The sequence below is a fragment of the Janthinobacterium sp. UMAB-56 genome (assembly GCF_900095265.1).
GTDB lineage: Bacteria > Pseudomonadota > Gammaproteobacteria > Burkholderiales > Burkholderiaceae_D > Janthinobacterium.
On record NZ_LT607660.1, the window covers coordinates 58507 to 83269 of the forward strand.

At 60.6% G+C, this 24763-nt stretch carries 25 protein-coding genes; 23 read left to right on the plus strand and 2 right to left on the minus strand.

Annotated features, from left to right (window positions below; translation table 11 throughout):
- Nucleotides 1-15: 15 nt before the first annotated feature.
- The 20 genes from ubiE to K0F85_RS17980 all read left to right on the plus strand — a co-directional run bounded on the left by ubiE (nucleotide 16) and on the right by K0F85_RS17980 (nucleotide 19111).
- Complete coding sequence (gene ubiE / locus K0F85_RS17885; RefSeq protein ID WP_034753359.1) at nucleotides 16-750, plus strand: bifunctional demethylmenaquinone methyltransferase/2-methoxy-6-polyprenyl-1,4-benzoquinol methylase UbiE; 735 nt, start codon at nucleotides 16-18, stop codon at nucleotides 748-750.
- Between the two features lie 43 nt (nucleotides 751-793).
- The gene (locus K0F85_RS17890; RefSeq protein WP_219117317.1) at nucleotides 794-1735 is read left to right on the plus strand and encodes a Tim44 domain-containing protein; all 942 of its coding nucleotides are present in this window, start codon (nucleotides 794-796) and stop codon (nucleotides 1733-1735) included.
- A 149-nt stretch (nucleotides 1736-1884) separates the two neighbouring features.
- Nucleotides 1885-2523, plus strand: a complete 639-nt coding sequence (locus K0F85_RS17895) for an SCP2 domain-containing protein (RefSeq protein ID WP_257572853.1) — start codon at nucleotides 1885-1887, stop codon at nucleotides 2521-2523.
- On the plus strand, nucleotides 2520-4091 hold the full coding sequence (gene ubiB, locus K0F85_RS17900) for a ubiquinone biosynthesis regulatory protein kinase UbiB (protein WP_219117318.1): 1572 nt from the start codon (nucleotides 2520-2522) through the stop codon (nucleotides 4089-4091). The genes K0F85_RS17895 and ubiB overlap by 4 nt, the downstream gene beginning before the upstream one ends.
- A 19-nt stretch (nucleotides 4092-4110) precedes the next feature.
- Nucleotides 4111-4713, plus strand: a complete 603-nt coding sequence (locus K0F85_RS17905; RefSeq protein WP_219117319.1) for a methyltransferase — start codon at nucleotides 4111-4113, stop codon at nucleotides 4711-4713.
- A 91-nt stretch (nucleotides 4714-4804) separates the two neighbouring features.
- A complete protein-coding gene (locus K0F85_RS17910) occupies nucleotides 4805-5113 on the plus strand; it encodes an FmdB family zinc ribbon protein (protein ID WP_219117320.1) in 309 nt (102 codons plus the stop codon).
- Between the two features lie 35 nt (nucleotides 5114-5148).
- Complete coding sequence (locus K0F85_RS17915) at nucleotides 5149-5790, plus strand: DUF502 domain-containing protein (RefSeq protein WP_219117321.1); 642 nt, start codon at nucleotides 5149-5151, stop codon at nucleotides 5788-5790.
- Between the two features lie 63 nt (nucleotides 5791-5853).
- Nucleotides 5854-7656 carry an aspartate--tRNA ligase gene (gene aspS, locus K0F85_RS17920; protein WP_219117322.1) on the plus strand — a complete coding sequence of 601 codons (1803 nt, stop codon included), beginning with the start codon at nucleotides 5854-5856 and terminating at the stop codon, nucleotides 7654-7656.
- A gap of 82 nt (nucleotides 7657-7738) precedes the next feature.
- Nucleotides 7739-8203 (plus strand): dihydroneopterin triphosphate diphosphatase, encoded by a 465-nt coding sequence (gene nudB / locus K0F85_RS17925; RefSeq protein ID WP_219117323.1) that lies wholly within the window; start codon nucleotides 7739-7741, stop codon nucleotides 8201-8203.
- 19 nt (nucleotides 8204-8222) lie between these two features.
- Complete coding sequence (locus K0F85_RS17930; RefSeq protein ID WP_219117324.1) at nucleotides 8223-8516, plus strand: hypothetical protein; 294 nt, start codon at nucleotides 8223-8225, stop codon at nucleotides 8514-8516.
- Nucleotides 8517-8585: 69 nt separating this feature from the next.
- A complete protein-coding gene (locus K0F85_RS17935; RefSeq protein ID WP_219117325.1) occupies nucleotides 8586-8888 on the plus strand; it encodes a hypothetical protein in 303 nt (100 codons plus the stop codon).
- Between the two features lie 71 nt (nucleotides 8889-8959).
- A complete protein-coding gene (locus tag K0F85_RS17940; protein ID WP_219117326.1) occupies nucleotides 8960-9781 on the plus strand; it encodes an endonuclease/exonuclease/phosphatase family protein in 822 nt (273 codons plus the stop codon).
- Between the two features lie 9 nt (nucleotides 9782-9790).
- Nucleotides 9791-10954 (plus strand): cardiolipin synthase ClsB, encoded by a 1164-nt coding sequence (gene clsB / locus K0F85_RS17945; RefSeq protein ID WP_219117327.1) that lies wholly within the window; start codon nucleotides 9791-9793, stop codon nucleotides 10952-10954.
- A complete protein-coding gene (locus K0F85_RS17950; protein WP_219117328.1) occupies nucleotides 10951-11340 on the plus strand; it encodes an RNA-binding S4 domain-containing protein in 390 nt (129 codons plus the stop codon). Before clsB ends, K0F85_RS17950 begins: the two co-directional genes overlap by 4 nt.
- Nucleotides 11341-11597: 257 nt before the next feature.
- Entirely contained in the window at nucleotides 11598-12200 is a 603-nt protein-coding gene (locus tag K0F85_RS17955; protein WP_219117442.1) for a TetR/AcrR family transcriptional regulator, read from the plus strand.
- A 79-nt stretch (nucleotides 12201-12279) separates the two neighbouring features.
- Nucleotides 12280-14070 carry an acyl-CoA dehydrogenase C-terminal domain-containing protein gene (locus K0F85_RS17960; RefSeq protein WP_034753387.1) on the plus strand — a complete coding sequence of 597 codons (1791 nt, stop codon included), beginning with the start codon at nucleotides 12280-12282 and terminating at the stop codon, nucleotides 14068-14070.
- Nucleotides 14071-14084: 14 nt separating this feature from the next.
- Nucleotides 14085-16484, plus strand: coding sequence for a 3-hydroxyacyl-CoA dehydrogenase/enoyl-CoA hydratase family protein (locus tag K0F85_RS17965; RefSeq protein WP_219117329.1), 2400 nt, complete (start codon nucleotides 14085-14087; stop codon nucleotides 16482-16484).
- A gap of 11 nt (nucleotides 16485-16495) precedes the next feature.
- Nucleotides 16496-16993: a PaaI family thioesterase gene (locus K0F85_RS17970; protein ID WP_257572854.1), complete on the plus strand. Its 498-nt coding sequence runs from the start codon at nucleotides 16496-16498 to the stop codon at nucleotides 16991-16993.
- 68 nt (nucleotides 16994-17061) lie between these two features.
- On the plus strand, nucleotides 17062-18258 hold the full coding sequence (locus K0F85_RS17975; RefSeq protein WP_219117330.1) for an acetyl-CoA C-acyltransferase: 1197 nt from the start codon (nucleotides 17062-17064) through the stop codon (nucleotides 18256-18258).
- Nucleotides 18259-18331: 73 nt separating this feature from the next.
- Nucleotides 18332-19111, plus strand: a complete 780-nt coding sequence (locus tag K0F85_RS17980) for an enoyl-CoA hydratase (RefSeq protein WP_219117331.1) — start codon at nucleotides 18332-18334, stop codon at nucleotides 19109-19111.
- Nucleotides 19112-19164: 53 nt separating this feature from the next.
- On the opposite strand, the gene K0F85_RS17985 is transcribed toward K0F85_RS17980, so the two are convergent.
- Nucleotides 19165-20067 (minus strand): LysR family transcriptional regulator, encoded by a 903-nt coding sequence (locus K0F85_RS17985; RefSeq protein WP_219117332.1) that lies wholly within the window; start codon nucleotides 20065-20067, stop codon nucleotides 19165-19167.
- Between the two features lie 148 nt (nucleotides 20068-20215).
- On the opposite strand from K0F85_RS17985, the gene K0F85_RS17990 reads away from it, so the two are divergent.
- Nucleotides 20216-21613, plus strand: coding sequence for an amidohydrolase family protein (locus K0F85_RS17990; protein WP_219117333.1), 1398 nt, complete (start codon nucleotides 20216-20218; stop codon nucleotides 21611-21613).
- A 223-nt stretch (nucleotides 21614-21836) separates the two neighbouring features.
- Here K0F85_RS17990 and K0F85_RS17995 read toward each other — a convergent pair whose 3' ends face one another.
- The gene (locus K0F85_RS17995) at nucleotides 21837-22175 is read right to left on the minus strand and encodes an AraC family transcriptional regulator (protein WP_306985249.1); all 339 of its coding nucleotides are present in this window, start codon (nucleotides 22173-22175) and stop codon (nucleotides 21837-21839) included.
- Between the two features lie 421 nt (nucleotides 22176-22596).
- Between K0F85_RS17995 and K0F85_RS18000 the strand changes: the two genes are divergently transcribed.
- Together K0F85_RS18000 and K0F85_RS18005 are read left to right on the plus strand one after the other, a co-directional pair.
- Entirely contained in the window at nucleotides 22597-24000 is a 1404-nt protein-coding gene (locus tag K0F85_RS18000) for an HdeD family acid-resistance protein (RefSeq protein WP_219117335.1), read from the plus strand.
- 131 nt (nucleotides 24001-24131) lie between these two features.
- Entirely contained in the window at nucleotides 24132-24734 is a 603-nt protein-coding gene (locus K0F85_RS18005) for a TetR/AcrR family transcriptional regulator (protein WP_219117336.1), read from the plus strand.
- Nucleotides 24735-24763 lie beyond the last annotated feature (29 nt).

Consider the following 24763-nt stretch of genomic DNA (forward strand, 5'->3'; position numbering starts at 1 on the left):
AACAGACTGCCTACCATGACCAATACGACCCATTTCGGATACAAAACAGTTGCAGAAGACGACAAAGTGCGCGAAGTCGCCAAGGTGTTCCATTCCGTCGCTGCCAAATACGATGTGATGAACGACTTGATGTCGGGCGGGCTGCACCGTCTGTGGAAGACGTTCACCATCGCCAACGCGGGCGTGCGCCCCGGCTTCAAGGTGCTCGACATCGCCGGCGGCACGGGCGACCTGTCGAAGGCCTTCGCCAAGCAGGCGGGTCCTACCGGCGAAGTGTGGCTGACCGATATCAATGAATCGATGTTGCGCGTGGGCCGCGATCGCCTCTTGAATCGCGGCTTGCTGACCCCCACCTTGTTGTGTGATGCGGAAAAACTGCCGTTCCCCGATAACTATTTCGACCGTGTCAGCGTGGCCTTTGGCCTGCGCAACATGACGCACAAGGATGTGGCGCTGGCGGAAATGCGCCGCGTGCTGAAACCGGGCGGCAAGTTGCTGGTGCTGGAGTTTTCCAAGGTGGCCGCGCCGCTGCAAAAGCCGTACGACCTGTATTCGTTCTCGGTCTTGCCGTGGTTCGGGCAGAAAATCGCCGGCGACGCGGAAAGCTATCGCTACCTGGCAGAATCGATTCGCATGCACCCGGACCAGGAAACGCTGAAGACCATGATGGAAACGGCGGGCCTGGAGCGCGTGCAGTACTACAATTTGACGGCAGGCATTGCCGCTTTGCATACCGGCATCAAGATGTAACTTAAGCTGTAACTCACCCTTGCCGGTGATTTTAGGAGATGGAATGAAATTGAAGAAATTGATGGTCGGCATGATGCTGGCCGCGACCACGGTATCCATGCTGGGCGAGGCACTGGCCCGTCCGATGGGCGGTGGCCGTTCGTTTGGCCGCCAGTCGCAAAACGTGGGCCGCCAGGCGCCCGCGCCGGCACCTACCCCGGCACCGGCTGCCGCGCCACGCCAGGCGCAAGCTGCGCCAGCTCCCGCCGCAGCGCCTGCCGCCAAGGCACCGAGCCGCTGGAAGGGCTTGCTGGGCGGCGCCTTGCTGGGCCTGGGCCTGGGCGCGCTGCTGTCCCATTTCGGCCTGGGCGGCGCCCTGGCCAGCATGATCAGCACCCTGCTGATGGTGGCTTTGCTGGCCGGCGTGGCCTTCTTCATCTACCGCATGGTACGTGGCAAGCGTGACAACAATGCCAGCAACAATGCGCCGTTCGCCGGCTTCGGCAACCAGCCTGCACCTGCCGGCAATGTGCCCGACATCGGTGCGCGCATGCCACCGCTGCCACCGCTGCAGCCCGTCTCGTCCGGCGTAGGCCTGGACAAGCCGGCGCCGGTCGCCGCGCCATGGGGCGTGCCAAGCGACTTCGACAAGGATGCCTTCCTGCGCCACGCGAAAAGCAATTTCATTCGCCTGCAAGCGGCCTGGGACAAGGCTGACGTCAATGATATCGGCGAATTTACGTCGCCGGAAGTGTATGCGGAATTGCGCATGCAAATCCAGGAGCGGGGCGCGCAGCCGGACTTTACCGATGTCGTCACGATCGACGCCGAACTGCTGGGCATCGAGACGAGCGTCAATGATTACCTGGCCAGCGTGAAATTTACGGGCCTGATCCGTTCGGCGCCTGGCGCGGCAGCGGAACCGTTCGCGGAAGTGTGGAATATGTCGAAACCCGTCAGCGGCAATAGCGGCTGGGTCTTGGCAGGCATCCAGCAATTGAATTAATTGTCAAAACTTGCTGAATAATGACTTAAGTCCATGCCGAATGCATGATGCTTAACAGATATTTCCTGCTGAACTGGTAAGATCGAAACCGCCCACGTTGTTTTACGGGCGGTTTTTTCTTTTTAAGGGCGCGTGAAGCGCAAGCACAGATGGCACCACTTTCCGATCTTTCCCCGATGACGCCCGTCATCGCGACTATCAACCACTTGCTGGCGCAGGAGCCGTGGGCGCGCCAGCAGTTGGCCGTGCACGCCGGCAAGCTCGCTTGCATCGACACGGGCGCCTTAGCTTTGCGTCTGCGCGTCGACAGTGCAGGCATGCTGGCAACGGCCCCGGCCGACATGCCGGCCAATGTCACCATCCGCGTGAAATTGTCCGACGTGCCGCTGATCCTGCAAAACCGCGAGCGGGCGTTTTCCTACGTCAAGATCGATGGCGATGCCGAGTTTGCCAATGCGATTTCGCAGTTGAGCAAGGGCTTGCGCTGGGAAGCCGAGCACGACCTGGAAAAGGTAGTCGGCCCCATGCTGGCCACGCGCCTTGTTGCCGGTGCCAAAGATGCCGCCGCCTTTGTGCGCTCGGGCCAGCAAAAGCTGGCGGAAAACGTGGCCGAATATTTTCTCGACGAACAGCCCATGCTGATCCGTCCTTCTGCCTTGCAAGAGTACTCCTCTGGCGTGACGCGCGTGCGCGATGACGTCGAACGCCTGGCCAAGCGCCTTGCCCGGCTGGAAAAGGCGGCCGCCGCCGTCCAGCCGCAGTCTTCCTCACCGGATTTGTCTACATGATATTGAAATTCCTGCGCCTGTTTAAAATCATCCGTGTTTCCATCAAGTACGGTCTGGATGAGATAGCGATTTCTGGTCTGCAAGTTCCCCGCACCGCCAAATTGATCGACACCCTGATTTTCTGGCGCGACCTGTCGTCGCCACGGGGCCTGCGCCTACGCCTGGCGCTGGAAGAGCTGGGTCCGATTTTCGTCAAATTCGGCCAGGTGCTGTCGACCCGGCGCGACCTGATGCCGCCCGACATCGCCGAAGAACTGGCGCGCCTGCAAGATCGCGTGCCGCCCTTCGATTCCGACCTGGCCATCGCGCAAATCACCAAGTCCCTGGGCGCGCACCCGGATCAGTTGTTTGCCCGCTTCGAGCGCGAGCCGGTGGCGTCCGCCTCGATTGCCCAGGTGCACTTCGCCACCCTGAAAGATGGCCGCGAAGTGGCCGTGAAGGTCTTGCGGCCAGGCATGAAGAAGCTGATCGACGAAGATGTGGCCCTGATGCACATCGCCGCCGACTGGACCAGCCGCCTGTGGGCCGACAGCAAGCGCCTCAAGCCGCGCGAAGTGGTGGGCGAGTTCGACAAATACCTGCACGACGAGCTGGACCTGATGCGCGAGGCGGCCAACGCCAGCCAGCTGCGCCGCAACTTCGCCAACTCGGACTTGTTGCTGGTGCCGGAAATGCACTGGGATTATTGCTCCAGCAGCGTCATCGTCATGGAGCGGATGGTGGGCATTCCCGTGTCGCAGACCGACCGCCTGGTGGCGGCCGGCGTGGACTTGCGCAAGCTGTCCAGCGACGGCGTGGAAATTTTCTTCACGCAAGTGTTCCGCGACGGCTTTTTCCATGCGGACATGCACCCGGGGAATATTCTCGTGTCGATCGCGCCCGAATCGTTCGGCCGCTACATCGCGCTGGACTTCGGCATCGTGGGCACCCTGAACGACTACGACAAGGATTATCTGTCGCAAAACTTCCTCGCCTTCTTCCGCCGCGACTACAAGCGCGTGGCCGAGGCGCATATCGAATCGGGCTGGGCGCCCAAGGATACGCGCGTCGATGAGCTGGAAGCGGCCGTGCGCGCCTGCTGCGAGCCGATCTTCGACCGTCCGTTGAAGGATATCTCGTTCGGCCAGGTGCTGCTGCGCCTGTTCCAGACTTCGCGCCGCTTCAACGTGGAAGTGCAGCCGCAACTGGTGTTGCTGCAAAAGACCCTGCTCAATATCGAAGGCCTGGGCCGCCAGCTGGACCCGGAACTGGACCTGTGGCAAACGGCCAAGCCGTATCTGGAAAAGTGGATGAGCAACCAGGTGGGGCCGCAAGGCTTCATGGAACGCCTGCGTGCCGAGGCGCCACGTTATGCGCACATCTTCCCGCAACTGCCGCGCTTGCTCCACCAGGCCTTGACGGTGCATGGCGAACCGCGTGAAAACGATGTGGAATTGATGAAAACCTTGCTGGCAGAGCAGCGCCAGACGAATCGACTGCTGAGCTTTATCGTGTACTTCGTGGGCGCCTTCGCCCTCGGTGCGCTGGGCTTGCAAGTGTTCATGCGCTGGCATCAACTACCGTTTTAAATTGCTGAGGACGTAAGTGATGGCTGACTTCAATACCCGCGACCCGCTCTCGCCCGCCTTCTGGGACGAGCGTTTCGAAAAGCAATTCACGCCCTGGGACCAGGGCGGCGTGCCCACGCGTTTGCGCAGTTTCGTGGCCGCCAGTCCGGCGCCGCTGCGCTGCCTGATTCCCGGCTGCGGCTCGGCCTATGAACTGGTCTTCATGCTCGATCACGGCTGGGATGCCACGGCCATCGACTTTTCGCCGGCCGCCGTGGCTGCCGCGCGCGCCGTCGTCGGCGAACGGGCAGGGCGGGTAGTGGAAGCCGATTTCTTTGCCTGGGAAGCGGTTGCGTCCCTCGATCTGATCTATGAACGCGCTTTCCTGTGCGCCATGCCGCGCGCCATGTGGCCGCAGGTGGCGGCCCGCTGGGCGCAGCTGCTGGCGCCGGGCGCCATGCTGGCCGGTTACTTTTTCTTTGATGATAATGCCAAGGGACCGCCGTTTGGCATGTCGCGTGAGAAACTACAGGAATTGCTGTCACCGCATTTCGACTGCCTGGCCGATGAAGCCGTGGACGATTCCATTGCCGTCTTCGCCGGCAAGGAGCGCTGGATGCGCTGGCGTCGCCGGGCAGACTGAGCCTGGCAGGCCGAGCGAGCGGGCTTTTTCCGCTGGGAATGGCGGAAAAGCTTTATAATTCAGGGTTTTTGATGATTTTCTCGGAGTAGAGATGCCGATTTACGCTTACCGTTGTGACGAGTGTGGTTTTGCCAAGGATGTCTTGCAAAAGATCTCCGATCCAGTACTGACGGTGTGCCTGTCGTGCGGCAAGCCCAGTTTCAAGAAACAATTGACGGCCGCCGGTTTCCAATTGAAGGGCACTGGCTGGTACGCGACCGATTTCCGCGGCGGCACGGCGCCCACCACGGCCATTCCGACGGGCCCGGCCGATAACGCCAAGCCTGCCCCGGCCACCGAGAGCGCGCCTGCTGCGGCGCCTGCACCCGCCCCGGCTGCCGCTGCGCCGAAAGCGGATTGAAAAGCGCGCCGCTACACTCCCTTACCGAGAAACCGATGCGTAAATACTTTATTACCGGATTACTGATTTTGGTGCCCCTGGCCATTACGGCCTGGGTCCTGAATCTGGTGATCAGCACGATGGATCAGTCGCTGTTGCTGGTGCCCGGCAGTACGCAGCCTAGCGTTTGGTTCGGCCACAAGCTGCCTGCGCTGAGCACGATTCCCGGTCTGGGCACGGTATTGACGGTACTGATCGTGTTCTTCACGGGCTTGCTGACGAATAACCTGGTCGGCAATTACGTGGTGAAACTGTGGGAAAAATTGCTGCAGCGCATACCCATCGTCAACTCCCTGTATTCGAGCGTCAAGCAAGTCTCCGATACCCTGTTTTCCCCGTCGGGCAATGCCTTCCGCAAGGCCGTTCTGGTACCGTATCCGCACCAGAACTCCTGGACCATCGCTTTCCTGACCGGCGTGCCGGGCGGCGATGCGGCGAACCACCTGGTGGGCGACTATGTCAGCGTGTATGTGCCGACGACGCCGAACCCGACGTCAGGCTTTTTCCTGATGATGAAGCGCAGCGATGTCGTCGAACTCGACATGAGCGTCGATGCGGCGCTCAAATATATCGTCTCGATGGGCGTGGTGGCGCCTGCGGAAGTTGTTGCTGTACCGGCCCCGGCAGCCAAAGAATAAAGGCAGGCGTCCCACGCGGGACGTGGCCGGATTGAACACTCACTAACCTGAACTGAGAATTTTATGTCTATGCGTACTGAATACTGCGGCCTCGTCACTGAAGCCATGCTGGGACAAACCGTCAGCCTGTGCGGCTGGGTACATCGCCGCCGCGACCACGGCAGCCTGATTTTCATCGACTTGCGCGACCGTGAAGGCCTGGTGCAAATCGTCTGCAACCCGGAACAAGCGGAGATGTTCAAGGTCGCCGAAGCCGTGCGCAATGAATTCTGCCTGCGCGTGACGGGTGTCGTGACCAACCGTATCGAAGGCACCATCAACAACAACCTGAAGTCCGGCAAGATCGAAGTGGTCTGCTCGGAGCTGGAAGTGCTGAACCCGTCCGTGCCCGTGCCGTTCCAGCTCGACGACGACAATCTGTCGGAAACGACGCGTCTGACGCACCGCGTGCTCGACCTGCGCCGCCCGCAAATGCAAAACAACTTGCGCCTGCGCTACAAGGTGACGATGGAAGTGCGCAAGTACCTCGACGCGCTGGGCTTCATCGACATCGAAACGCCGATGCTGACCAAGTCCACGCCAGAAGGCGCGCGCGACTACCTGGTGCCATCGCGCGTGAACGCCGGCAGCTTCTTCGCCTTGCCGCAATCGCCACAGTTGTTCAAGCAACTGTTGATGGTCGCTAACTTCGACCGTTACTATCAGATCACCAAGTGCTTCCGCGATGAAGACTTGCGCGCCGACCGCCAGCCTGAATTCACGCAGATCGATTGCGAAACCTCGTTCCTGACGGAACAGGAAATCCGCGACCTGTTCGAAGACATGATACGCGTCGTCTTCAAGAACACCCTGAACATCGACTTGCCGAACCCGTTCCCGGTGATGGATTTTGCCGAAGCGATGGGCCTGTACGGTTCCGACAAGCCGGATATGCGCGTCAAGCTGGCCTTCACGGACTTGACCGAAGTCATGAAGTCGGTCGAGTTCAAGGTCTTCAACGGCGCCGCCAACATGAAGGGCGGCCGCGTGGTGGCCCTGCGCGTGCCGCAAGGCGGCAGCATGCCGCGTTCGGAAATCGATGCCTACACCCAGTTCGTTGCCATCTACGGCGCCAAGGGCCTCGCTTACATCAAGGTCAACGAGAAAGCCAAGGGCCCTGAAGGCTTGCAGTCGCCGATCGTCAAGTTCCTGCCTGCCGATGTGCTGGCCACGATCCTCGAACAGACGGGCGCGCAAGACGGCGACCTGATCTTCTTCGGCGCCGACAAGGCCAAGGTTGTCAACGATGCCATCGGCGCGCTGCGCGTGAAGATCGGTCACAGCGAATTCGGCAAGAAAGCCGGCCTGTTCGAAGACGTGTGGAAGCCATTGTGGGTGGTGGATTTCCCGATGTTCGAGCACGATGAAGAAGCGGACCGCTGGACGGCGACCCACCATCCGTTCACGGCGCCGAAAGACGGCCATGAAGACATGCTGGAAAGCGATCCGGGCGCCTGCATCGCCAAGGCTTACGACATGGTCTTGAACGGCTGGGAACTGGGTGGCGGCTCGATCCGTATCCACCGCGAAGAAGTGCAAAGCAAGGTCTTCCGTGCCTTGAAGATCGACGCCGAAGAAGCGCAGCTGAAGTTCGGCTTCCTGCTCGACGCCCTGCAATACGGCGCGCCACCGCATGGCGGCCTGGCATTCGGCCTGGACCGTATCGTGACCATGATGACGGGTTCCGAATCGATCCGCGACGTGATCGCCTTCCCGAAAACCCAGCGCGCGCAAGACTTGTTGACGCATGCGCCGTCGGAAGTGGACGAGAAGCAATTGCGTGAACTGCACATCCGTTTGCGCAACACCGAGCCAAAAGTAGCGTAAAGCCAAAGCCTGACCCGTTGAGGGCTGGGGTCAGACGGGGACGCCGAGTCCCGACGGGTCTGACCCCTTTTTTATTGTTGACATGAACCATAAAATTCCCGTTTCCGTGCTGGTCGTCATTCATACGGCTGACCTTGACGTCTTGCTGATCGAGCGCGCGGGCCAGCCCGGTTTCTGGCAATCGGTGACGGGTTCCGTCGATGCCGACGACGAACCGCTGCTGCACACGGCCGCGCGCGAATTGGCTGAAGAGACTGGTATCGTTGCCGATGGTCACGACATCGTGCTGCGCGACTGGAACTTGTCGAATGTGTACGAGATATATCCGATCTGGCGCCACCGCTATGCGCCCGGCGTGACGCGCAACACGGAACACGTGTTCAGCGTGCAAGTGCCGCGCGACATCGCCATTACCCTGAGCCCCCGCGAGCACCTGCAGTATGCGTGGCTGCCCTGCCTGGCGGCGGCGGACCGCTGTTTTTCGTCGTCCAACGCGGAAGCGATTTTGCAATTGCCGGCCATGACGGGCCTGGCGCGCGCCACCTGATTTCCCTAGAAAGCATTCCATGTTGAACTGGTTTAATCTCTCCCGGCAACAAAAACTGGCCGGCACATTCTGCCTGGCGCTGTGCTTGGTCGTGATTGTGGCAGCCAGCCTGTACACGCCGCCCGAACGCACGCCGCCCATCGGCATGCCACTGATGGCACTCGGCTGGCTGCTGCATCCGGCCCCGTTTGCCAAGGGCAAGCGCACCGTGGCCTGGCGCGGTGCCCCCTTGCTGGTCAAGATCGTCTGGGCGGCCGGCATCACCGCGCTGATCGTCAGCGTGACGGCGGGCGTGGGACGCATGCTGGCTTGAGCCGCTGCACCTATTGTCGTATGGTATTATTGCCTTAATGGTAATTTCACTCGATGACGAAAGGCGCGCATGCTGAACTGGTCTCAACTTTCTTTTCAGCAGCGCCTCCTGGGCGCCGTATTTCTGTCCTGGATCTTTGGCGCCCTGTATGCCGTGTGTTTCCCCGATCAGCCACATGCCCGCTTGCCGCAGGCAGGCTTGCCCTTGCTGATGCTGGGATTTCTCCTGCACCCCCGTTGCTTTGCCGGTGGACGCGGCGCCTTCAGCTGGAGCAGCGCACCCAGGCTGGTGAAGGGCTTGTGGGTAATCGGCAGCGTGGTGGGTAGCATCAGTGCCGTCGATAGTTTGCTGCTAGCGATGGCAGGCAGATAAAGTGAGACTTGGGTGCGCACGCGCACCTACGCTGGCGCCGCGCGGGGCCCGTCTGGGAGTAGAATCAAGGCATGAAAATCCGCGTAGCAACTTATAATATCCACAAAGGTGTCTCTTCCGTACGGGGCTTGCCCCGCGTGCATGCCTTGAAGCAGGCGATTGCCCTGTTCCAGGCCGATGTCGTCTTTTTGCAGGAAGTGCAGGGCAAGCATGACCGCAATGCGGCCCGCTATGGCGCCGAGAAAAACGGCCACAAGCATTGGCCGGAAGCGTCGCAGCACGAGTTTTTTGCCGGCGCCGAGCACCATTCCGCCTACGGCATGAATGCCGTGTATGACCATGGCCACCATGGCAACGCCTTGCTGAGCAAGTTCCCCATCGCCTCGCAAACCAACCACGACGTGTCCGACCATGCCTACGAGCAGCGCGGCATCCTGCATTGCGTGCTCAAGACGCCGCAGGCCGACGTGCATTGTTATGTTGTCCACCTGGGCCTGTTCGAGTCGGGACGGGGACGGCAGACGCAGGCGCTGATCGACGCCGTCCTGGAATCGGCGCCGAACGGCGAGCCCGTCATCATTGCCGGCGACTTCAACGACTGGCGCAACACCCTCAGCGACAAGCTGCGCAATGCGCTCGGCGTGGTGGAAGTATTCGACCAGCGGGCGTCGAACTCGGCCCTGGGCGACCTGGTGCGCACCCTGGCGCGGCGTCAGACGAAAACGCCGATCCCCGTACCGGCGCGCACCTTCCCCGCCGCCTTGCCCTGGTTCCGCCTGGACCGCATCTATGTGCGCGGTTTCCACGTGGAAGGCGCGCAAGTGATGCATGGCACCCTGTGGGCAAAACTGTCGGACCACGCACCGATAGTTGCTGCTTTGAAACTCGCGTAGACTGCCGGCATGCGCACCGTCAATTTCATCGCCCACAACGAGATCAAGCTGCTGTATTGCGGCACCGATTACTTTCCCGCGCTGATAGCCGCCATCGACGGCGCGCGTTCCGAGGTCTATTTCGAAACGTATATCTTTGCCGATGACGCCACGGGCACGCTGGTGCTCGACGCGCTCAAACGTGCAGCCGCGCGCGGCGTGCTGGTGTGCATGATCACGGACTGGTTCGGCACGGGCAACCGCCGTGTCAAGGCCATGCATGCGCAACTGGAAGCGGCCGGCGTGCACCACCGCATCTTCAACCCGTGGTTCCGGCGCGGCATCACGCGCACGCACCGCAAGATATGCGTGGCCGATGGCGAGATCGCCCTGGTGGGCGGCATCAATATCAACGACGACATGTTTTGCGACTACGACCATAACATCAGCCTGCAAGCGCCGCGCTGGGATTTCGCCGTGCAGGTGAAGGGGCCGCTGGTGGACGCCATCCATGAAGAAGTGCAGGCGCAGTGGGCCAGATTGGGCAAGATGAACCTGGTGCGGCGTATCAAGTTGTACCGCAAGATGCGCGTGGTCAGCAAGGAGCTGGCGAAAAACCCTGTCGTGGCCGGCTTTGTCGTGCGCGACAACCTGCGCAACCGCCGCACCATCCAGCGCGCCTACCTGCAGGCGCTGGGCCAGGCGCGCAAAAGCGTGATGCTGGCCAACCCGTATTTCGCGCCCGGGCACAAACTGCGCCACGCGCTGGCCCAGGCGGCCCAGCGGGGCGTCGACGTGGTCTTGCTGATCGGCGTGGGTGAGTTCCGCATGCAAGATGCGGTGGCGCACTCGTTTTATCCGAAGCTGCTGGCCGCCGGGGTGAAAATCGTCGAATACCGCAAGACGCAGCTGCACGCCAAGGTCGCCGTGGTCGATGATGACTGGGCGACGGTGGGTTCCAGCAACATTGACGCGCTGAGCCTATTCCTGAACCAGGAAGCGAACGTGGTGATCAAGGACGTCGCCTTCGCGCAAAGCTTGCGCCAGCATATCGAGCAGGGCGTGGCCGACGGCATCGTGATTCACCAGGATGATTTCAAGCACATTGGCCGTTTCCGGCGCATCGGCTATGAAGCGGCCTTCCTCGTGTACCGGCTGGTGATGCGCATTTTTTCAGTAGGCAAGTACGCATGAACGAAATGACAACGGTAAGGCTGGACAAATGGCTGTGGGCGGCGCGCTTCTTCAAGACGCGCTCGCTGGCCAGCGTAGCCGTCGACACGGGCAAGGTAAAAGTGGGCGGCGAGCGCGTCAAACCGGCGCGCAGCGTGCGCGTGGGCGATGCGCTGGCCATCGACAATGGCGCGGAGCTGTGGGAAGTGATCGTGTTGGGCCTGTCCGACAAGCGCGGCGCGGCAAGCGTGGCGCGCTTGCTGTATGGCGAAACGCCGGCCAGCATCGCCCGCCGCGAGCAACTGGCCGAGGAACGCAAGCTGTTCCGCGAGCCGGGCAGCACCATCAAAGGGCGGCCGACCAAGCGCGACCGCCGTCAACTGAGCAAGGCAGGCGACCTTTCCTGAAGTTCGCCTGTTGTGGGTAGGCAAGGGCGCGCGACGCTTTGGCCCTGCAGAAATCAATGGAAACACGCAGTCAAAACATGCTGCGCTGCATTAATAGAACACCGGCTCTAAAGTTCCCGTTTGACTTTTGCGTGGTAGTGGATAATAGTACGAGCGTTCGGATTTTTTCGGAGCGTGCTTTTTTTACCCTCGCTTCAGTCCGCCCAATCGGCAACATCACTTTTAGAACGGACATCTTGAATACTTCAGTCAAATTCATGCGCAAGGGCGAACTGACCCGTGCAGCCATCCTCGACGTGGCGTTGGACCTGTCCAGCCGCGACGGACTGGAAGGCCTGACCATAGGGCTGCTTGCGGACAAAATGAACATGAGCAAGTCAGGCGTATTTGCCCACTTTGGCTCGCGCGAAGACTTGCAGATGGAAGTGCTGAAGCTTTACCACTATCGTTTCGAGCAAGAAGTCTTTTTCCCCAGTATGAAAGAACCGCGCGGCATCTTGCGCCTGGAGTCGATGTTTGCGCGCTGGGTCAAGCGGGTCAGCGTGGAAATCGCTTCCGGCTGCATCTATATCAGCGGCGCCGTCGAGTATGACGACCGTCCCGGTCCTATCCGCGAGGCCCTGGTGGCCATGGTGCAGGCCTGGCAGGGCGCGCTGCTGCGCTGTGTCGAGCAATCGATCGCCACAGGCGACCTGAAAGCGGACACGGACGCCCAGCAGCTGGTGTACGAGATGTATGGCCTGATCCTGGCCCTGCATCACGACGCGCGCTTCCTGCGCGTGCCGGGCAGCATCGAACGGGCGCAAGCGGGCTTTATCCGCCTGCTGGCGTCGTACCAGAATTCCGTCACAAGTCAATAAGCCGTCAGGCAGTATCCGCAACAACGCACACGCAGTTCACAAGTACAACACTTTAGCTAAACGCCTTCAGGAGAAAATTATGGGTCAATACGTCGCGCCAATCCGGGATATGCAATTCGTTCTGCATGAGTTCCTGCAAGTGGAAGAAGAACTGAAGCAAATGCCGTCGTACGCCGACGTCGACGCAGACATCATCAACCAGGTGCTGGAAGAGGGTGGCAAATTTACTTCCGAAGTCTTGTTCCCGTTGAACCACTCCGGCGATCGCGAAGGCTGCCACCACGACCCGGTCACCAAAAGCGTGACCACGCCGAAAGGTTTCAAGGAAGCCTACAAGCAGTATGTCGAAGGTGGTTGGGCGGCCTTGGCTTGCGATCCGGAATACGGCGGCCAGGGCTTGCCTGTCGTGCTGAACAACTCGTTCTATGAAATGCTGAACTCGTCGAACCAGGCCTGGTCCATGTACCCTGGCCTGTCGCACGGCGCCTACGAGTGCCTGAAGGAACACGGCACCGACCACCAGAAGGAAGTGTACCTGCCGAAACTGGTGTCGGGCGAATGGACGGGCACCATGTGCCTGACCGAACCGCATTGCGGCACCGACCTGGGCCTGCTGCGCTCGAAGGCGCTGCCTGAGGCAGACGGTTCCTGGACCATTACCGGCAACAAGATCTTCATCTCGGCCGGCGAGCATGACATGGCGGAAAACATCCTGCACCTGGTGCTGGCCCGCGTGCCGGACGCACCGGAAGGCTCGAAAGGCATCTCGCTGTTCCTGGTGCCGAAATTCCTGCCGAACGCGGACGGCACGGTCGGTGAGCGCAACCCGATCACCTGCGGCGCCATCGAAGAAAAAATGGGCATCCACGGCAACTCGACCTGCCAGATGAACCTGGACGGCGCAAAAGGCTGGATCATCGGCCAGCCGAACAAGGGCCTCAACGCCATGTTCGTCTTCATGAACGCGGCCCGCCTGGGCGTGGGCATGCAGTCGCTGGGCCTGACGGAAATCGCTTACCAGAACGCGCTGATCTACGCCAAGGACCGCACGCAAATGCGCTCGCTGTCCGGCATCAAGAACCCGGAACTGCCAGCCGACCGCATCATCGTGCACCCTGACGTGCGCCGCATGCTGCTGACCGGTAAAGCCTACGCCGAAGGCGCGCGCGCTTTCACTTCCTACGTGGCGCTGCAGATCGACCGCGAACTGCACCACCCTGACGCCGACGTGCGCAAGGAAGCCGCCGACGAAGTGGCGCTGCTGACGCCCGTCATCAAGGCTTTCATCACCGACAACGCCTGGATCGCCACCTCGGACGCGATGCAAGTGTTCGGCGGCCACGGCTACATCTCGGAATGGGGCATGGAGCAGTATGTGCGCGACGCGCGCATCAACATGATCTACGAAGGCACGAACACGATCCAGTCGCTGGACCTGCTGGGCCGCAAGATCCTCGGCGACAACGGCGCCAAGCTGCGCAAGTTCGGCGAAAAGATCAAGGCCTTCGTCGAAGACAACGGCACCGATGAAGCGATGAGCGAATTTGTCACCCCACTGGGCGACCTGGGCGACAAAGTCACCAAGCTGACCATGGAAATCGGCATGAAGGCCTTCCAGAATCCTGACGAAGTGGGCGCGGCATGCGTGCCTTACCTGCGTGTCGTCGGCCACATGATCTACAGCTACCTGTTCGCGCAGATGGCCAAGATCGCCCTCGAAAAAGAGTCCAGCGGCGACAAGTTCTATACCGCCAAACTGGCTACCGCACGTTTCTACTTCGCCCGCTTGCAGCCTGAAACGGCAACCCTGATCCGTCAGGCGCGTTCCGGTTCGGCCAACCTGATGGCACTCGACGCAGACCTGTTCTAAGACTTGAGGAAAATATGACCAATTTCATCGTTAAAAAAGTAGCCGTCCTCGGCGCCGGCGTGATGGGCGCGCAGATCGCCGCCCATTGCATCAACGCGAAAGTGCCGGTCGTGCTGTTCGACCTGCCGGCCAAGGAAGGCCCGAAGAATGGCATCGTGCTGCGCGCCATCGAGAACCTGAAAAAACTGTCGCCTGCGCCGCTGGGCAACAAGGATGACGCCGCGCTGATCCAGGTGGCTAACTACGAAGACAACCTGGACCTGCTGGCCGGTTGCGACCTGATCATCGAAGCCATCGCCGAGCGCATGGACTGGAAACACGACCTGTATCAAAAGGTCGCACCACATATCGGCCCGAACGCGATCTTCGCCTCGAACACTTCGGGCCTGTCGATCACCAAGCTGGCCGAAGGCTTCGACGCCGACCTGAAATCGCGCTATTGCGGCGTGCACTTCTTCAACCCGCCGCGCTATATGCACCTGGTCGAAATCATCCCGACCGCGTTCACCAAGCCTGAAATCGCCGACCAGCTGGAAGGCTTCCTGACCACCACCCTGGGCAAGGGCGTCGTGCGCGCCAAGGATACGCCGAACTTCATCGCCAACCGCGTTGGCGTGTTCGGTATCCTGGCCATCGTGCACGAAGCCGAGAAATTCGGCCTGTCCGTGGACGTCGTCGACGACCTGACGGGCTCCAAGCTGGGCCGCGCCAAGTCGGGCACCTTCCGCACGGCGGACGTGGTTGGCCTGGACACCATGGGCCATGTGATCAAGACCATGCAGGACTACCTGCCGAACGATCCGTTCGCCGCCGTCTACAAGACGCCGGCCGTGCTGGCGCAACTGGTGGAAAAAGGCGCGCTGGGCCAGAAGAGCGGCGCGGGCTTCTACAAGAAGGTCGGCAAGGAAATTCAACGCCTCGATTTCGCCACCGGTGAATACGTGGCCGGCGGCGCCAAGGCTGCCGACATCATCGCCCGCATCCTGAAAGAAAAGGATCCGGTCAAGAAGATGAAGGCGCTGCGCGAATCGACCAACCCGCAAGGCCAGTTCCTGTGGGCGATCTTCCGCGACGCTTTCCATTACATCGCCATCCATCTGGACACCGTGGCCGATAATGCGCGCGACATCGACTTCGCCATGCGCTGGGGCTTCGGTTGGAACGTCGGTCCGTTTGAAACGTGGCAGGCATCGAACTGGCTGCAAGTGGCCAACTGGGTCAAGGAAGACATCGACGCCGGCCAGGCGCTGTGCAATGCGCCCTTGCCAGCATGGGTATTCGAAGGTCCGGTCGCTGAAAAAGGCGGCGTGCACACGCCGGAAGGTTCTTACTCGGCCGTGTCGAACAGCTTCGTGCCCCGTTCGAGCCTGGCCGTGTATGACCGCCAGCCATTCCGCGCGCCCGTCCTGGGCAGCGGCGCCATCGACGGCAAGACTGCTGGCACCACCGTCTTCGAAGACGAATCCGTGCGCGTCTGGCATACGGGCGACGACGTCCTGATCATCTCGTTCAAGACCAAGATGCACGTGATCGGTGAAGGCGTGATTAATGGCCTGAAACTGGCACTGGCCGAAGCTGAGAAAAACTTCAAGGGTCTGGTGATCTGGCACGCCGACGCAGCCGAAGGCGGTGCCTTCTCGGCCGGCGCCGACCTGCAATCGGCCCTGCCGGCCTTCATGCAAGGCGGCGTGAAAGCTGTCGATCCTATCATCGCCGAACTGCAGAACACCTTCATGTCGCTGAAATACGCGAACGTGCCGGTGATCGCCGCAGTCGCTGGCCTGGCACTGGGCGGCGGTTGTGAGCTGGCGCTGCATTCCTCGAAGCGCGTGGCCTCGATCGAGTCGTATATCGGCCTGGTGGAAGTGGGCGTCGGCCTGATTCCTGCCGGCGGCGGCTTGAAGGAAGCGGCGCAGCGCGCCTACAAGGAAGCCAAGGGCAACGACATCCTGCAATTCCTGAAAACGGGCTTCACCAATGCGGCTACCGCCAACGTGTCGAAATCGGCGCTGGAAGCTAAAAAAATGGGCTACCTGAAGGAAGACGACGTGATCGTGTTCAACGCCTATGAGCTGCTGCACGTGGCCAAGGTCGAAGCGCGCGCCATGTTCGACGCCGGTTTCCGTCCGCAACTGCCTTCGCTGATCCAGGTGACAGGCCGTTACGGCTGGGGCACCATCAAGGCGCAGCTGGTCAATATGCGCGACGGCGGCTTCATTTCGGCGCACGATTTCAAGCTGGGCGAGATGATCGCCGAGATCGTATCGGGCGGTGACGTGGACCAGGGCAGTTTCGTCAGCGAGCAGTGGCTGCTGGATATGGAACGCAAGGCATTCCTGGAGCTGTTGAACCATCCGAAAACCCAGGAACGGATCATGGGCATGATGCAGACCGGTAAGCCGGTACGTAACTAAGCCTGACGTCGATGACGATCCTGTCGTTGGTATTTAAAGTATTGCTGCGCGTGAGGCCAAGCATGGTGTATGACCGTATCAAACAACAGATGATGGACACCTTGCCCTTCGTGCGGCTGCTGGGGATCAGCATCGACGACATCGGCGCCGGCACCTCGAAGGTGTCGATGCCGGAAGATCCAAAACTGAATAATCACCTGGGCACGCAGCACGCGGGCGCCTTGTTTACCCTGGCCGAAACGGCTTCAGGCGCGGCCATGGCTGGCGGCTTCGCCGAGCTGATACTGGGCTTGCGCCCGGTGGCCAAGGAGTCGCGTATCGCCTACCAGAAGCTGGCCCGGGGCGCGACGCGCGCCGAAGGCCGGGTACCGGGCGACCTGGCTGCCTTGAAGGCGCAGCTGGCGCAGGATGGCAAGGTGGCGTTTCCCGTGGAAGTCGACATTGTCGACTCCGAAGGCACGCTGGCGGCACAGGTGACGGTGGACTGGTATTTGTCGCAGAAGCGCTAAGCGGCAACCAGACCACCTCGGACATTCGACAGAACACGAACCTCGTTCAACATCTTTGAAAGAACAAAATGAGCAAACAACTTCAAGACGCGTACATCGTCTCTGCAACCCGCACCCCGATCGGCAAGGCGCCGCGCGGCATGTTCAGAAACACCCGCCCGGACGACCTGCTGGTGCGCGTGCTGCAATCGGCACTGGCGCAAGCGCCTGGCCTCGACCCGGCATTGATCACCGATGCCATCATCGGCTGCTCGTTCCCGGAAGCGGAGCAAGGCTTCAATATCGCGCGTAACTCGGTGCTGCTGGCCGGCTTGCCGAAAACCGTGGGCGGCGTCACCGTCAACCGCTATTGCGCCTCGGGTATCACGGCCATTGCCATGGCGGCAGACCGCATCCGCGTGGGCGAAGCCGACGTGATGATCGCCGGCGGCATCGAATCGATGTCGATGGTGCCGATGATGGGCCACCATCCTTCGATGAACCTGGACATGTTCAGCGATGAAAACATCGGCATGGCCTACGGCATGGGCCTGACGGCCGAGAAAGTGGCGCAGCAATGGAAAGTGTCGCGCGAACAGCAGGACGCGTTCTCGGTCGAATCGCACCGCCGCGCCATCGCCGCGCAGCAAGCCGGTTTCTTCAAGGCGGAAACGACGCCAGTCGAAATCATCACGCGCACGCCGAACCTGGCTACCGGCCAGGTTGATGTGACGCGCCGCACCGTCGACACCGACGAAGGCGCGCGCGCCGATTCGTCGATGGAGTCGCTGGCCAAACTCAAGCCCGTGTTTGCTGCCAAGGGTTCCGTCACTGCCGCCAACAGCTCGCAGATGTCCGATGGCGCCGGCGCGCTGTTGATCGTCAGCGAAAAAATCCTGCGCGAACATAACCTGACCCCGCTGGCGAAATTCTCCTCGTTCGCCGTGCGCGGCGTACCGCCGGAAATCATGGGCATCGGTCCGAAATTCGCCATTCCTGCAGCGTGCGCCGCCGCCGGCATCACGCAAGACCAGCTGGACTGGATCGAGCTGAACGAAGCGTTTGCCGCACAGGCGCTGGCCGTCATCGGCGACCTGGGCCTGGACCCGGCAAAAGTGAATCCGATGGGCGGCGCAATCGCCCTGGGCCACCCGCTGGGCGCCACCGGCGCCATCCGCGCGGCCACCGTGATCCACGCACTGCAGCGCACCAAGCAGAAGTACGGCATGGTCACGATGTGCGTCGGCGCCGGCATGGGCGCAGCCGGTATCTTTGAACGTGTATAAGTCTGGCTGAGTAAAGCAATACAACAGGGCGCTGCGGGATTACCCCGGCGCCCTTTATCTTTTTGGAGACGACATGGATATTTTGTGCAGCAAGAGCGAGGGCATCCTCACCCTGGAATTCAATCGTCTGGAGCGCAAGAATGCGATCACGGGCGCCATGTATCAGACCCTGGCCGATGCGCTGGTGGCGGCAGAGACGGACGATGCCGTGCGCGCCATCCTGATCTGCGGCAAGCGCGAGATTTTCACGGCCGGCAACGACCTCGATGACTTCATGAAGACGGCGCGCCCGAAGGATGGCTCGCTCGACCATGACCGCCCCGTGTTCCAGTTCATGCGCGCCCTGTACGGCAGCAGCAAGCCCGTGGTGGCTGCCGTCTCCGGCCCGGCCATCGGTATCGGCACCACCTTGCTGATGCACTGCGATCTGGTCTACGCGGCCGACAACGCCAGCTTTTCGATGCCGTTCACGCAGCTTGGCCTGTGCCCGGAATTCGGTTCCAGCCTGCTGCTCACGCAACTGGCCGGCTACCCGCGCGCGGCGGAAAAGCTGATGCTGGGCGAGTCCTTCCCGGCACAGGAAGCGTTGGAAATGGGCCTGGTGTCCAAGGTCGTGCCCCTGTACGACTTGATGACGTTCGCGCAAGGCCAGGCGGCCAAGCTGGTGGCCTTGCCTGCCGCCTCCATCCGCGCCACCAAGCGCCTGATGAAGCAAAGCCGCATGGAGCCGATGAAAACGGCCATCGCCGAGGAAAATAAACTGTTCAGCGCCATGCTGGGCGGCGCCGAAGCGAAGGAAGCGTTTACGGCCTTCTTTGAAAAGCGCAAGCCGGACTTCAAGAAGTTTGCCTAAGCTGAGTGCCGATGGATGCTCAGTCTGACTTCTATTTTAGTGTGACAAAGTGATCATTCCAATTTGGCGTTGCTGAACAGCTCAATAGTCCAGTCGGTGAACGCTCGCATCGCCGGGGACAGAAAGCGGTGATGAGGGTAGAGTAGTGAGACCGGTACCGGTGCTGGCCGCCTGTCGGCCAGCACCTCGACCAAACCCCCTGCCTGCAAATGGTCGGTCACCAGGATCTCGGCCAGCTGCATCAAGCCGTGGCCATCGAGGCCCAGCTTGATGTACAGCCCGGTCTCGTTGACCGCTACCGTGCCCGGCACCGGGACGGCAATGCGGATGCCCTCCTCGACGAAATGCAGATCGCTCCCCCGCCGCGCGGTGCTGGAAAAGTAGTGGACCGCCCGGTGTCCTTGCAAATCCTCCAGGACCTCGGGAACACCCAGTTCGGCCAGGTAGGAAGGCGCTGCGCAGGTGATCCAGCGCAGCGCGCCCAAGCGGCGCGCGACCAGCGTCGAGTCATCGAGGCTACCGGTGCGGATGACGCAATCGACACCTTCCTGTATCAAGTCCACCTGGCGATCATTGATGCCGATCATCAGGTAGATGTCCGGGTAGCGCTGCTGGAATTGCCGCAACCGCGGCAGGATCACGGCATGGGCAATGCCGCCCGGCATATCCACGCGCAATCGTCCTTGCGGGCGCTCGCCCGGGCCTTGCAGGCTGGCTTCGGTGTCGGCTATCAGGTCAAGTATTTCGCGGCAGCGGTGGAAGTAGCGCTCGCCTTCCGGTGTCAGGCTGAGGTTTCTGGTGGAACGATTCAGCAAGCGTGTCTGCAAATGTTTTTCCAGCCGCTTGATGATGCCGGTGACCGACGATGCCGGCAAGCCCAGGGTCTCTGCTGCGCGCACAAAACTCCTGCTCTCGACCACGCGAAGAAATACCTGCATTGCTTGTACGCGATCCATGTCTTGTCCGTATGGCGGTAAAGGAAACGGCACTATAACCCAACATTGTTCGGTTTTTCTGCATGGTGAAAACCTCCCTGCCTGCTTTTTCTGCGTGCTTGCCTGCACTAGACTGGGTGCAACTCATTACCGATAGCAGGAATCAATCATGCGTGAACAAGACCCTCAATTGCAGGCGCTGCTTGCGCCGCTGGCCACAGCCCCACACAAGATGTTGATTCGAGGCGCCACGATCATCAGCATGGATGGCAATGTTGGTAATTTGCCCAAGGGCGATATCCTGATTGCCGATGGCGCCATTGCCGCCATCGGCTTGCACCTGGAGGCTGACGGTGCCGAAGTGATCGATGCCGCAGAGATGATTGCCATTCCGGGCATGGTCGATACCCATCGCCATTCCTGGGAAGGCCAGCTGCGCCGCATCAACCCCAATGCGGCTACGCTCGAGGACTATTGCAACGCCACGCATTTCTCGTTTGCCAAATACTACCGACCGCGCGACATCTACGTGGGCAATTTGCTCACGGCCTTGGGCTGCATCGATGCCGGCATCACGACCGTGATCGACAACTCCCACAACAGCCGCACGGCTGAGCATTCCGATGCAGCCGTCGAAGCGCTGCTCGATACCGGCATCCGCGCCGTGCACGCCGTCGGCGCGCCCGTAGCGGGCGACTGGGATAAGGCGCATTGGCCAGGCAACCTGGCTCGCCTGCAAGCCAAGTATTTCAGCAATCCTGACAGCCTGGTGACACTGGCCATGATGGCGCAGCTGGAACCTGACCAGTGGGCCATCGCACGAGCACTGGGTATTCCCATCGTGACCGAGTTTTTTGGCGGTGGCATGGCAGCCGAGCTCGAAGGCCTGCACCGGCAGGGGTTGCTCGGCAACGACAATATCTTCAACCACTGCACCTGTCTGCCGGAATCGGGCTGGAAAATCTTGCGCGAGGCAGGCGTGCGCGTCAATGTATGCCCGCGCTCGGATGCCCACTACGGTATCGAGGATGGCATGAACGCCTGGCAGGCAGCGTTTCAGCACGGCATACGTCCTGGCCTGAGTGTCGACAACGAGACTTCGTATAGTGGCGACATGTTCATGGAAATGCGCGTGGCGTTCTACCTGCAAAGGGTCATGGGACATACCCAGCGCTTGCATGGGCATCACCACGTGGCGGCGCCCACCGATGCGTTCCGCTTGCTGGAGGCTGCCACGATTGACGGCGCCGCTTGTGCCGGGTTGGAACAACGCATCGGCAGCTTGAGCCCAGGCAAGCAGGCCGACCTGGTACTGATACGCACCGGCGACCTCAACCTGTACCCGGTCAACAACGCCATCGGTACCGTAGTGCACGCGGCAGAGCGCAGCAATATCGATACCGTCATCATCGAAGGGCGCGTGCGCAAACGCGGTGGCGTCGTGCTGGGCGTGGACCAGGAAAAGCTGCGCGCCGCGATCGACGAATCCTGCTTTCACCTGTTCAGTGCCGCCGCTTACCAGCCCGATTTGTTTGGGGTATCGTTCGCACCGATCCACCATGCGTAAGCAGCGCCGGATGAACGCGCTACTGTTCTCCCTCCCTCGAACATCAGCGAATATTTGTCGATGTCATCGGCGGACCCTCCTGCGACCTGTTGTTATGTACCAGCGCGCGAGTGGGCCTGTCCACGCCCACCGATGCAGACGGTGCCCTGCTTGCGATGAACGTGCCAGGGATAAACGGGATGCCCGAGTCCTGTTTTGCTGGCTAAGAGCGGATGGAGTTCGTCTATCGTATAGATGAAAAGTACTGGGTCGGCGATTTTCCCAAGGCCTTCTTGACCATCGTGATGAAGGCATTGACGGAGTCGTAGCCCAGGTTTCCTGTCACATTTTGTACGGACTTTCCCTCTGCCAGTTGGCTCAATGCGATCATCAAGTGCAGTTGCTGGCGCCATCGGCCGAACGTCAATCCTGTCGTGTTTTCTACCAGCCGCGCCAATGACCGTTCACTCATGGCAAGAAGGTCAGCCCATTGACGAAGGGTCGTGCGGTTACCGGGATCGGCGATGAGGGTACACGATGTGTTTGGGGGCTGGTCCACGCCATTGTTGCTCGCATCCGTCATTGCCGTTCTCGGTGCATGGAGCGGTTTGCTGGCCGGGAGAAACGTGCACCCTGAGCCTGCAGCAGCGACAAACTGACGCATGACTGCCGATGAATCGCCGTGACCATTGTTGCCAATCCAGAGCCTGAATGCTGGGCAAAGCGGTGATGTAGGCGATTGAAGTAGCCCCTGATTCAAATGCGCACGCCCCACAAAATGGTTTTTCGGGGCGCCCTATCGATGGCCCCTGGAAAAATACTGGCGACAATTGCATGCGCGACAAAGTGCGCGAACCGATTTAATGCTGTTAATTGCTCTCAACTTATGCGAGACTTTTTACGCCAATGGATTGATTTCGACACAACCATTCTCAAATGATGTGAGAGCTCATGGTCCTTGTTAACGAGTATTGCTGCCGCAGGCAATAACAGGAGGAACATTCATGATTCGCTTGGTGTTGCTGTTACTGGGAGTCGAATATCTGCGCAAGCGCTGGCGCGCTATCCTGTCAATTGGCTTGATATGGCTGCTGGCAGGCCTGGTCATATTTATTGATGCGCTCGACAATGCGCTGTACTTCCCGATCAATTTTTTTGCCTACCTGTTCCTGATCGAAGGCCTGGCAACGCTGGCTGTGGCATGGACTGGCGTCGGTGGCCAGCGCATCTTGCGATACGTGAAAGGCTGCGCTGTGGTGCTGGCGGCGATGCTGATCTTCGCCGGCCATCATCATGGCAATTTCTTGTTATCGATGATTTTTGGAACGCTGTTTCTCGCCGACGGACTGATACAGTGCACCTCCGCCTACATGGTCCGCTATCGTCGCTGGCGCGTGGCCTTTTCCTGGGGCATGGCCGAGATTCTGCTGGCAATCTTCTTTTATCAGCCATATCCGACGCATTATGTGGGAACACTACCGTATTGCCTCGGTTTGTTTCTGATTTTTGGCGGCGCCAACTTGATTGGGCTGGCCGCCCGTGTTCGCCGCATGGGCGCTAATCCGGCCCTGTCGGAAGCGGAGCATTCCGCCGTGCAGCCCGATGAGCATCTTGCTTCTGCATTCACGCAAGTGGAGTGGGAAGGTCCTCCTGCGGAGCATGAGCAGGCGCTGACGGTGCATGTCTGGACGCCTGTCGGTTCAGCCAAGTCGCCGACGCATAACTATCCGCTTGTCGATCGCTATATCGCCGCGATCGATGTCAACGGCGTGATCTCTACCGGGCATGCGGCATTGGAAACGCCGGAGGGTATTTATATCAGCCTGTACCCGCGAGTAGAGATCGACCGTTCGCCTGACGATTTCGGGCGCCTGCTGCGCGCCACCAGTGAGAATGATGTGCCGGGCATATTCCAGCCCGATTATGCGACAGAATCCAAGGCATGGTGCCCGTCAACCGTTCAGGTCCGTATCCGCAATTACGACCCGCGCCAGTTACAGGCTTTCTGGCGACGCTATCGCAGCGATACGACTTACAATCTCACGCATCGTAATTGTTCCAGTACGGTAGCCCGGGCCTTGGAAGCTGCTATCGACGGTGCCGTCGGCCGCCTATATGGAGAGCGCGCAGGCTGGCGGGTTTTCTTCCGCATCCTGGCGACGCCGGAGCTGTGGGTTGCCGCTCAGATACGCAAGCGTGCCGTGACGATGGCGTGGACCCCCGGGCTGACCTTGGACTATGCCAGAGCGCTCAGTATGCTGGCCGATCCGCGGCCGTTTGCCTGGTGGAAATTGGCGAGAACCGCCTGCAACAGGATAGCGCAATTGCGTCGCGAATGGCGCGCCCAGGATCATGCTGCCATTGATCTTCGTGAGAAGCGCGATGAATGCGCCATGCATGACAACTAGCGTGATGCGCGGCCCCGGCGTTGCAGTTGGGATGGCAGCTCTCAAGGGAGGAAAGAGACCTTCCGCGCAGATCAAAACACGCCCATAACATGAATCTAGACGACTGGTCTAATTGTGCTACAATGCATCGCATGAAAGCTGAATACACCGATGTGCGCCAGCACATTATCGACCAGGGCAAGGCCATTATCACGCGCAAGGGCTTTGCCGGCGTGGGGCTGAACGAGATTTTGGCGGCCGCCGACGTGCCCAAGGGTTCGTTTTACCATTACTTCAAGTCCAAGGAATTGTTTGGCGAGGCGATGCTTGCCGATTACGTCACCGGCTACCTGGCCGGCATGGAAGACGTGCTGGACCAGCCTGGCCAGAGCGCGGCGCAGTCGCTGATGGCGTATTGGGCCAGCTGGACCAGTGAGAGCCTCGATGGCAGCGGCTGCGACTGCCGTTGCCTGGTCGTCAAGCTCAGCAGCGAAGTGGCGGACATGTCCGAACCGATGCGCGTGGCGCTGCTCGATGGCACCCACCGCATCATCGCCAGGCTGGCGCTGGCCATCGCGCGGGGCAGGGTGGATGCTTCCTTGCCATCGGTGGCCGATCCGGCGCAGATGGCCGCCACCTTGTACCAGCTGTGGCTGGGCGCGGCCATGCTGACCAAGCTGCGGCGCGACGCCAGCGCCCTGCAAACGGCCTGGCAGGCGACCCTGGCGATGTTGCACCTGCCGCCGGACGAATAAGCGGGCACCCAGTACGCGGATGATAGACG

Excerpts from the sequence above, each read along its gene's own strand:
- nudB (WP_219117323.1), top strand. The coding sequence starts at position 7,739 with ATGAACCATAAAATTCCCGTTTCCGTGCTGGTCGTCATTCATACGGCT.
- K0F85_RS17960 (WP_034753387.1), top strand. The coding sequence starts at position 12,280 with ATGGGTCAATACGTCGCGCCAATCCGGGATATGCAATTCGTTCTGCAT.
- K0F85_RS18000 (WP_219117335.1), top strand. The coding sequence starts at position 22,597 with ATGATTCGCTTGGTGTTGCTGTTACTGGGAGTCGAATATCTGCGCAAG.
- K0F85_RS17935 (WP_219117325.1), top strand. The coding sequence starts at position 8,586 with ATGCTGAACTGGTCTCAACTTTCTTTTCAGCAGCGCCTCCTGGGCGCC.
- clsB (WP_219117327.1), top strand. The coding sequence starts at position 9,791 with ATGCGCACCGTCAATTTCATCGCCCACAACGAGATCAAGCTGCTGTAT.
- K0F85_RS17905 (WP_219117319.1), top strand. The coding sequence starts at position 4,111 with ATGGCTGACTTCAATACCCGCGACCCGCTCTCGCCCGCCTTCTGGGAC.
- K0F85_RS17890 (WP_219117317.1), top strand. The coding sequence starts at position 794 with ATGAAATTGAAGAAATTGATGGTCGGCATGATGCTGGCCGCGACCACG.
- K0F85_RS17980 (WP_219117331.1), top strand. The coding sequence starts at position 18,332 with ATGGATATTTTGTGCAGCAAGAGCGAGGGCATCCTCACCCTGGAATTC.
- K0F85_RS17915 (WP_219117321.1), top strand. The coding sequence starts at position 5,149 with ATGCGTAAATACTTTATTACCGGATTACTGATTTTGGTGCCCCTGGCC.
- K0F85_RS17950 (WP_219117328.1), top strand. The coding sequence starts at position 10,951 with ATGAACGAAATGACAACGGTAAGGCTGGACAAATGGCTGTGGGCGGCG.
- K0F85_RS17975 (WP_219117330.1), top strand. The coding sequence starts at position 17,062 with ATGAGCAAACAACTTCAAGACGCGTACATCGTCTCTGCAACCCGCACC.
- K0F85_RS18005 (WP_219117336.1), top strand. The coding sequence starts at position 24,132 with ATGAAAGCTGAATACACCGATGTGCGCCAGCACATTATCGACCAGGGC.
- K0F85_RS17895 (WP_257572853.1), top strand. The coding sequence starts at position 1,885 with ATGGCACCACTTTCCGATCTTTCCCCGATGACGCCCGTCATCGCGACT.
- K0F85_RS17940 (WP_219117326.1), top strand. The coding sequence starts at position 8,960 with ATGAAAATCCGCGTAGCAACTTATAATATCCACAAAGGTGTCTCTTCC.
- K0F85_RS17910 (WP_219117320.1), top strand. The coding sequence starts at position 4,805 with ATGCCGATTTACGCTTACCGTTGTGACGAGTGTGGTTTTGCCAAGGAT.
- K0F85_RS17965 (WP_219117329.1), top strand. The coding sequence starts at position 14,085 with ATGACCAATTTCATCGTTAAAAAAGTAGCCGTCCTCGGCGCCGGCGTG.
- K0F85_RS17955 (WP_219117442.1), top strand. The coding sequence starts at position 11,598 with ATGCGCAAGGGCGAACTGACCCGTGCAGCCATCCTCGACGTGGCGTTG.
- aspS (WP_219117322.1), top strand. The coding sequence starts at position 5,854 with ATGTCTATGCGTACTGAATACTGCGGCCTCGTCACTGAAGCCATGCTG.
- K0F85_RS17990 (WP_219117333.1), top strand. The coding sequence starts at position 20,216 with ATGCGTGAACAAGACCCTCAATTGCAGGCGCTGCTTGCGCCGCTGGCC.
- K0F85_RS17995 (WP_306985249.1), bottom strand. The coding sequence starts at position 22,175 with ATGACGGATGCGAGCAACAATGGCGTGGACCAGCCCCCAAACACATCG.
- K0F85_RS17930 (WP_219117324.1), top strand. The coding sequence starts at position 8,223 with ATGTTGAACTGGTTTAATCTCTCCCGGCAACAAAAACTGGCCGGCACA.
- ubiB (WP_219117318.1), top strand. The coding sequence starts at position 2,520 with ATGATATTGAAATTCCTGCGCCTGTTTAAAATCATCCGTGTTTCCATC.
- K0F85_RS17985 (WP_219117332.1), bottom strand. The coding sequence starts at position 20,067 with ATGGATCGCGTACAAGCAATGCAGGTATTTCTTCGCGTGGTCGAGAGC.
- K0F85_RS17970 (WP_257572854.1), top strand. The coding sequence starts at position 16,496 with ATGACGATCCTGTCGTTGGTATTTAAAGTATTGCTGCGCGTGAGGCCA.
- ubiE (WP_034753359.1), top strand. The coding sequence starts at position 16 with ATGACCAATACGACCCATTTCGGATACAAAACAGTTGCAGAAGACGAC.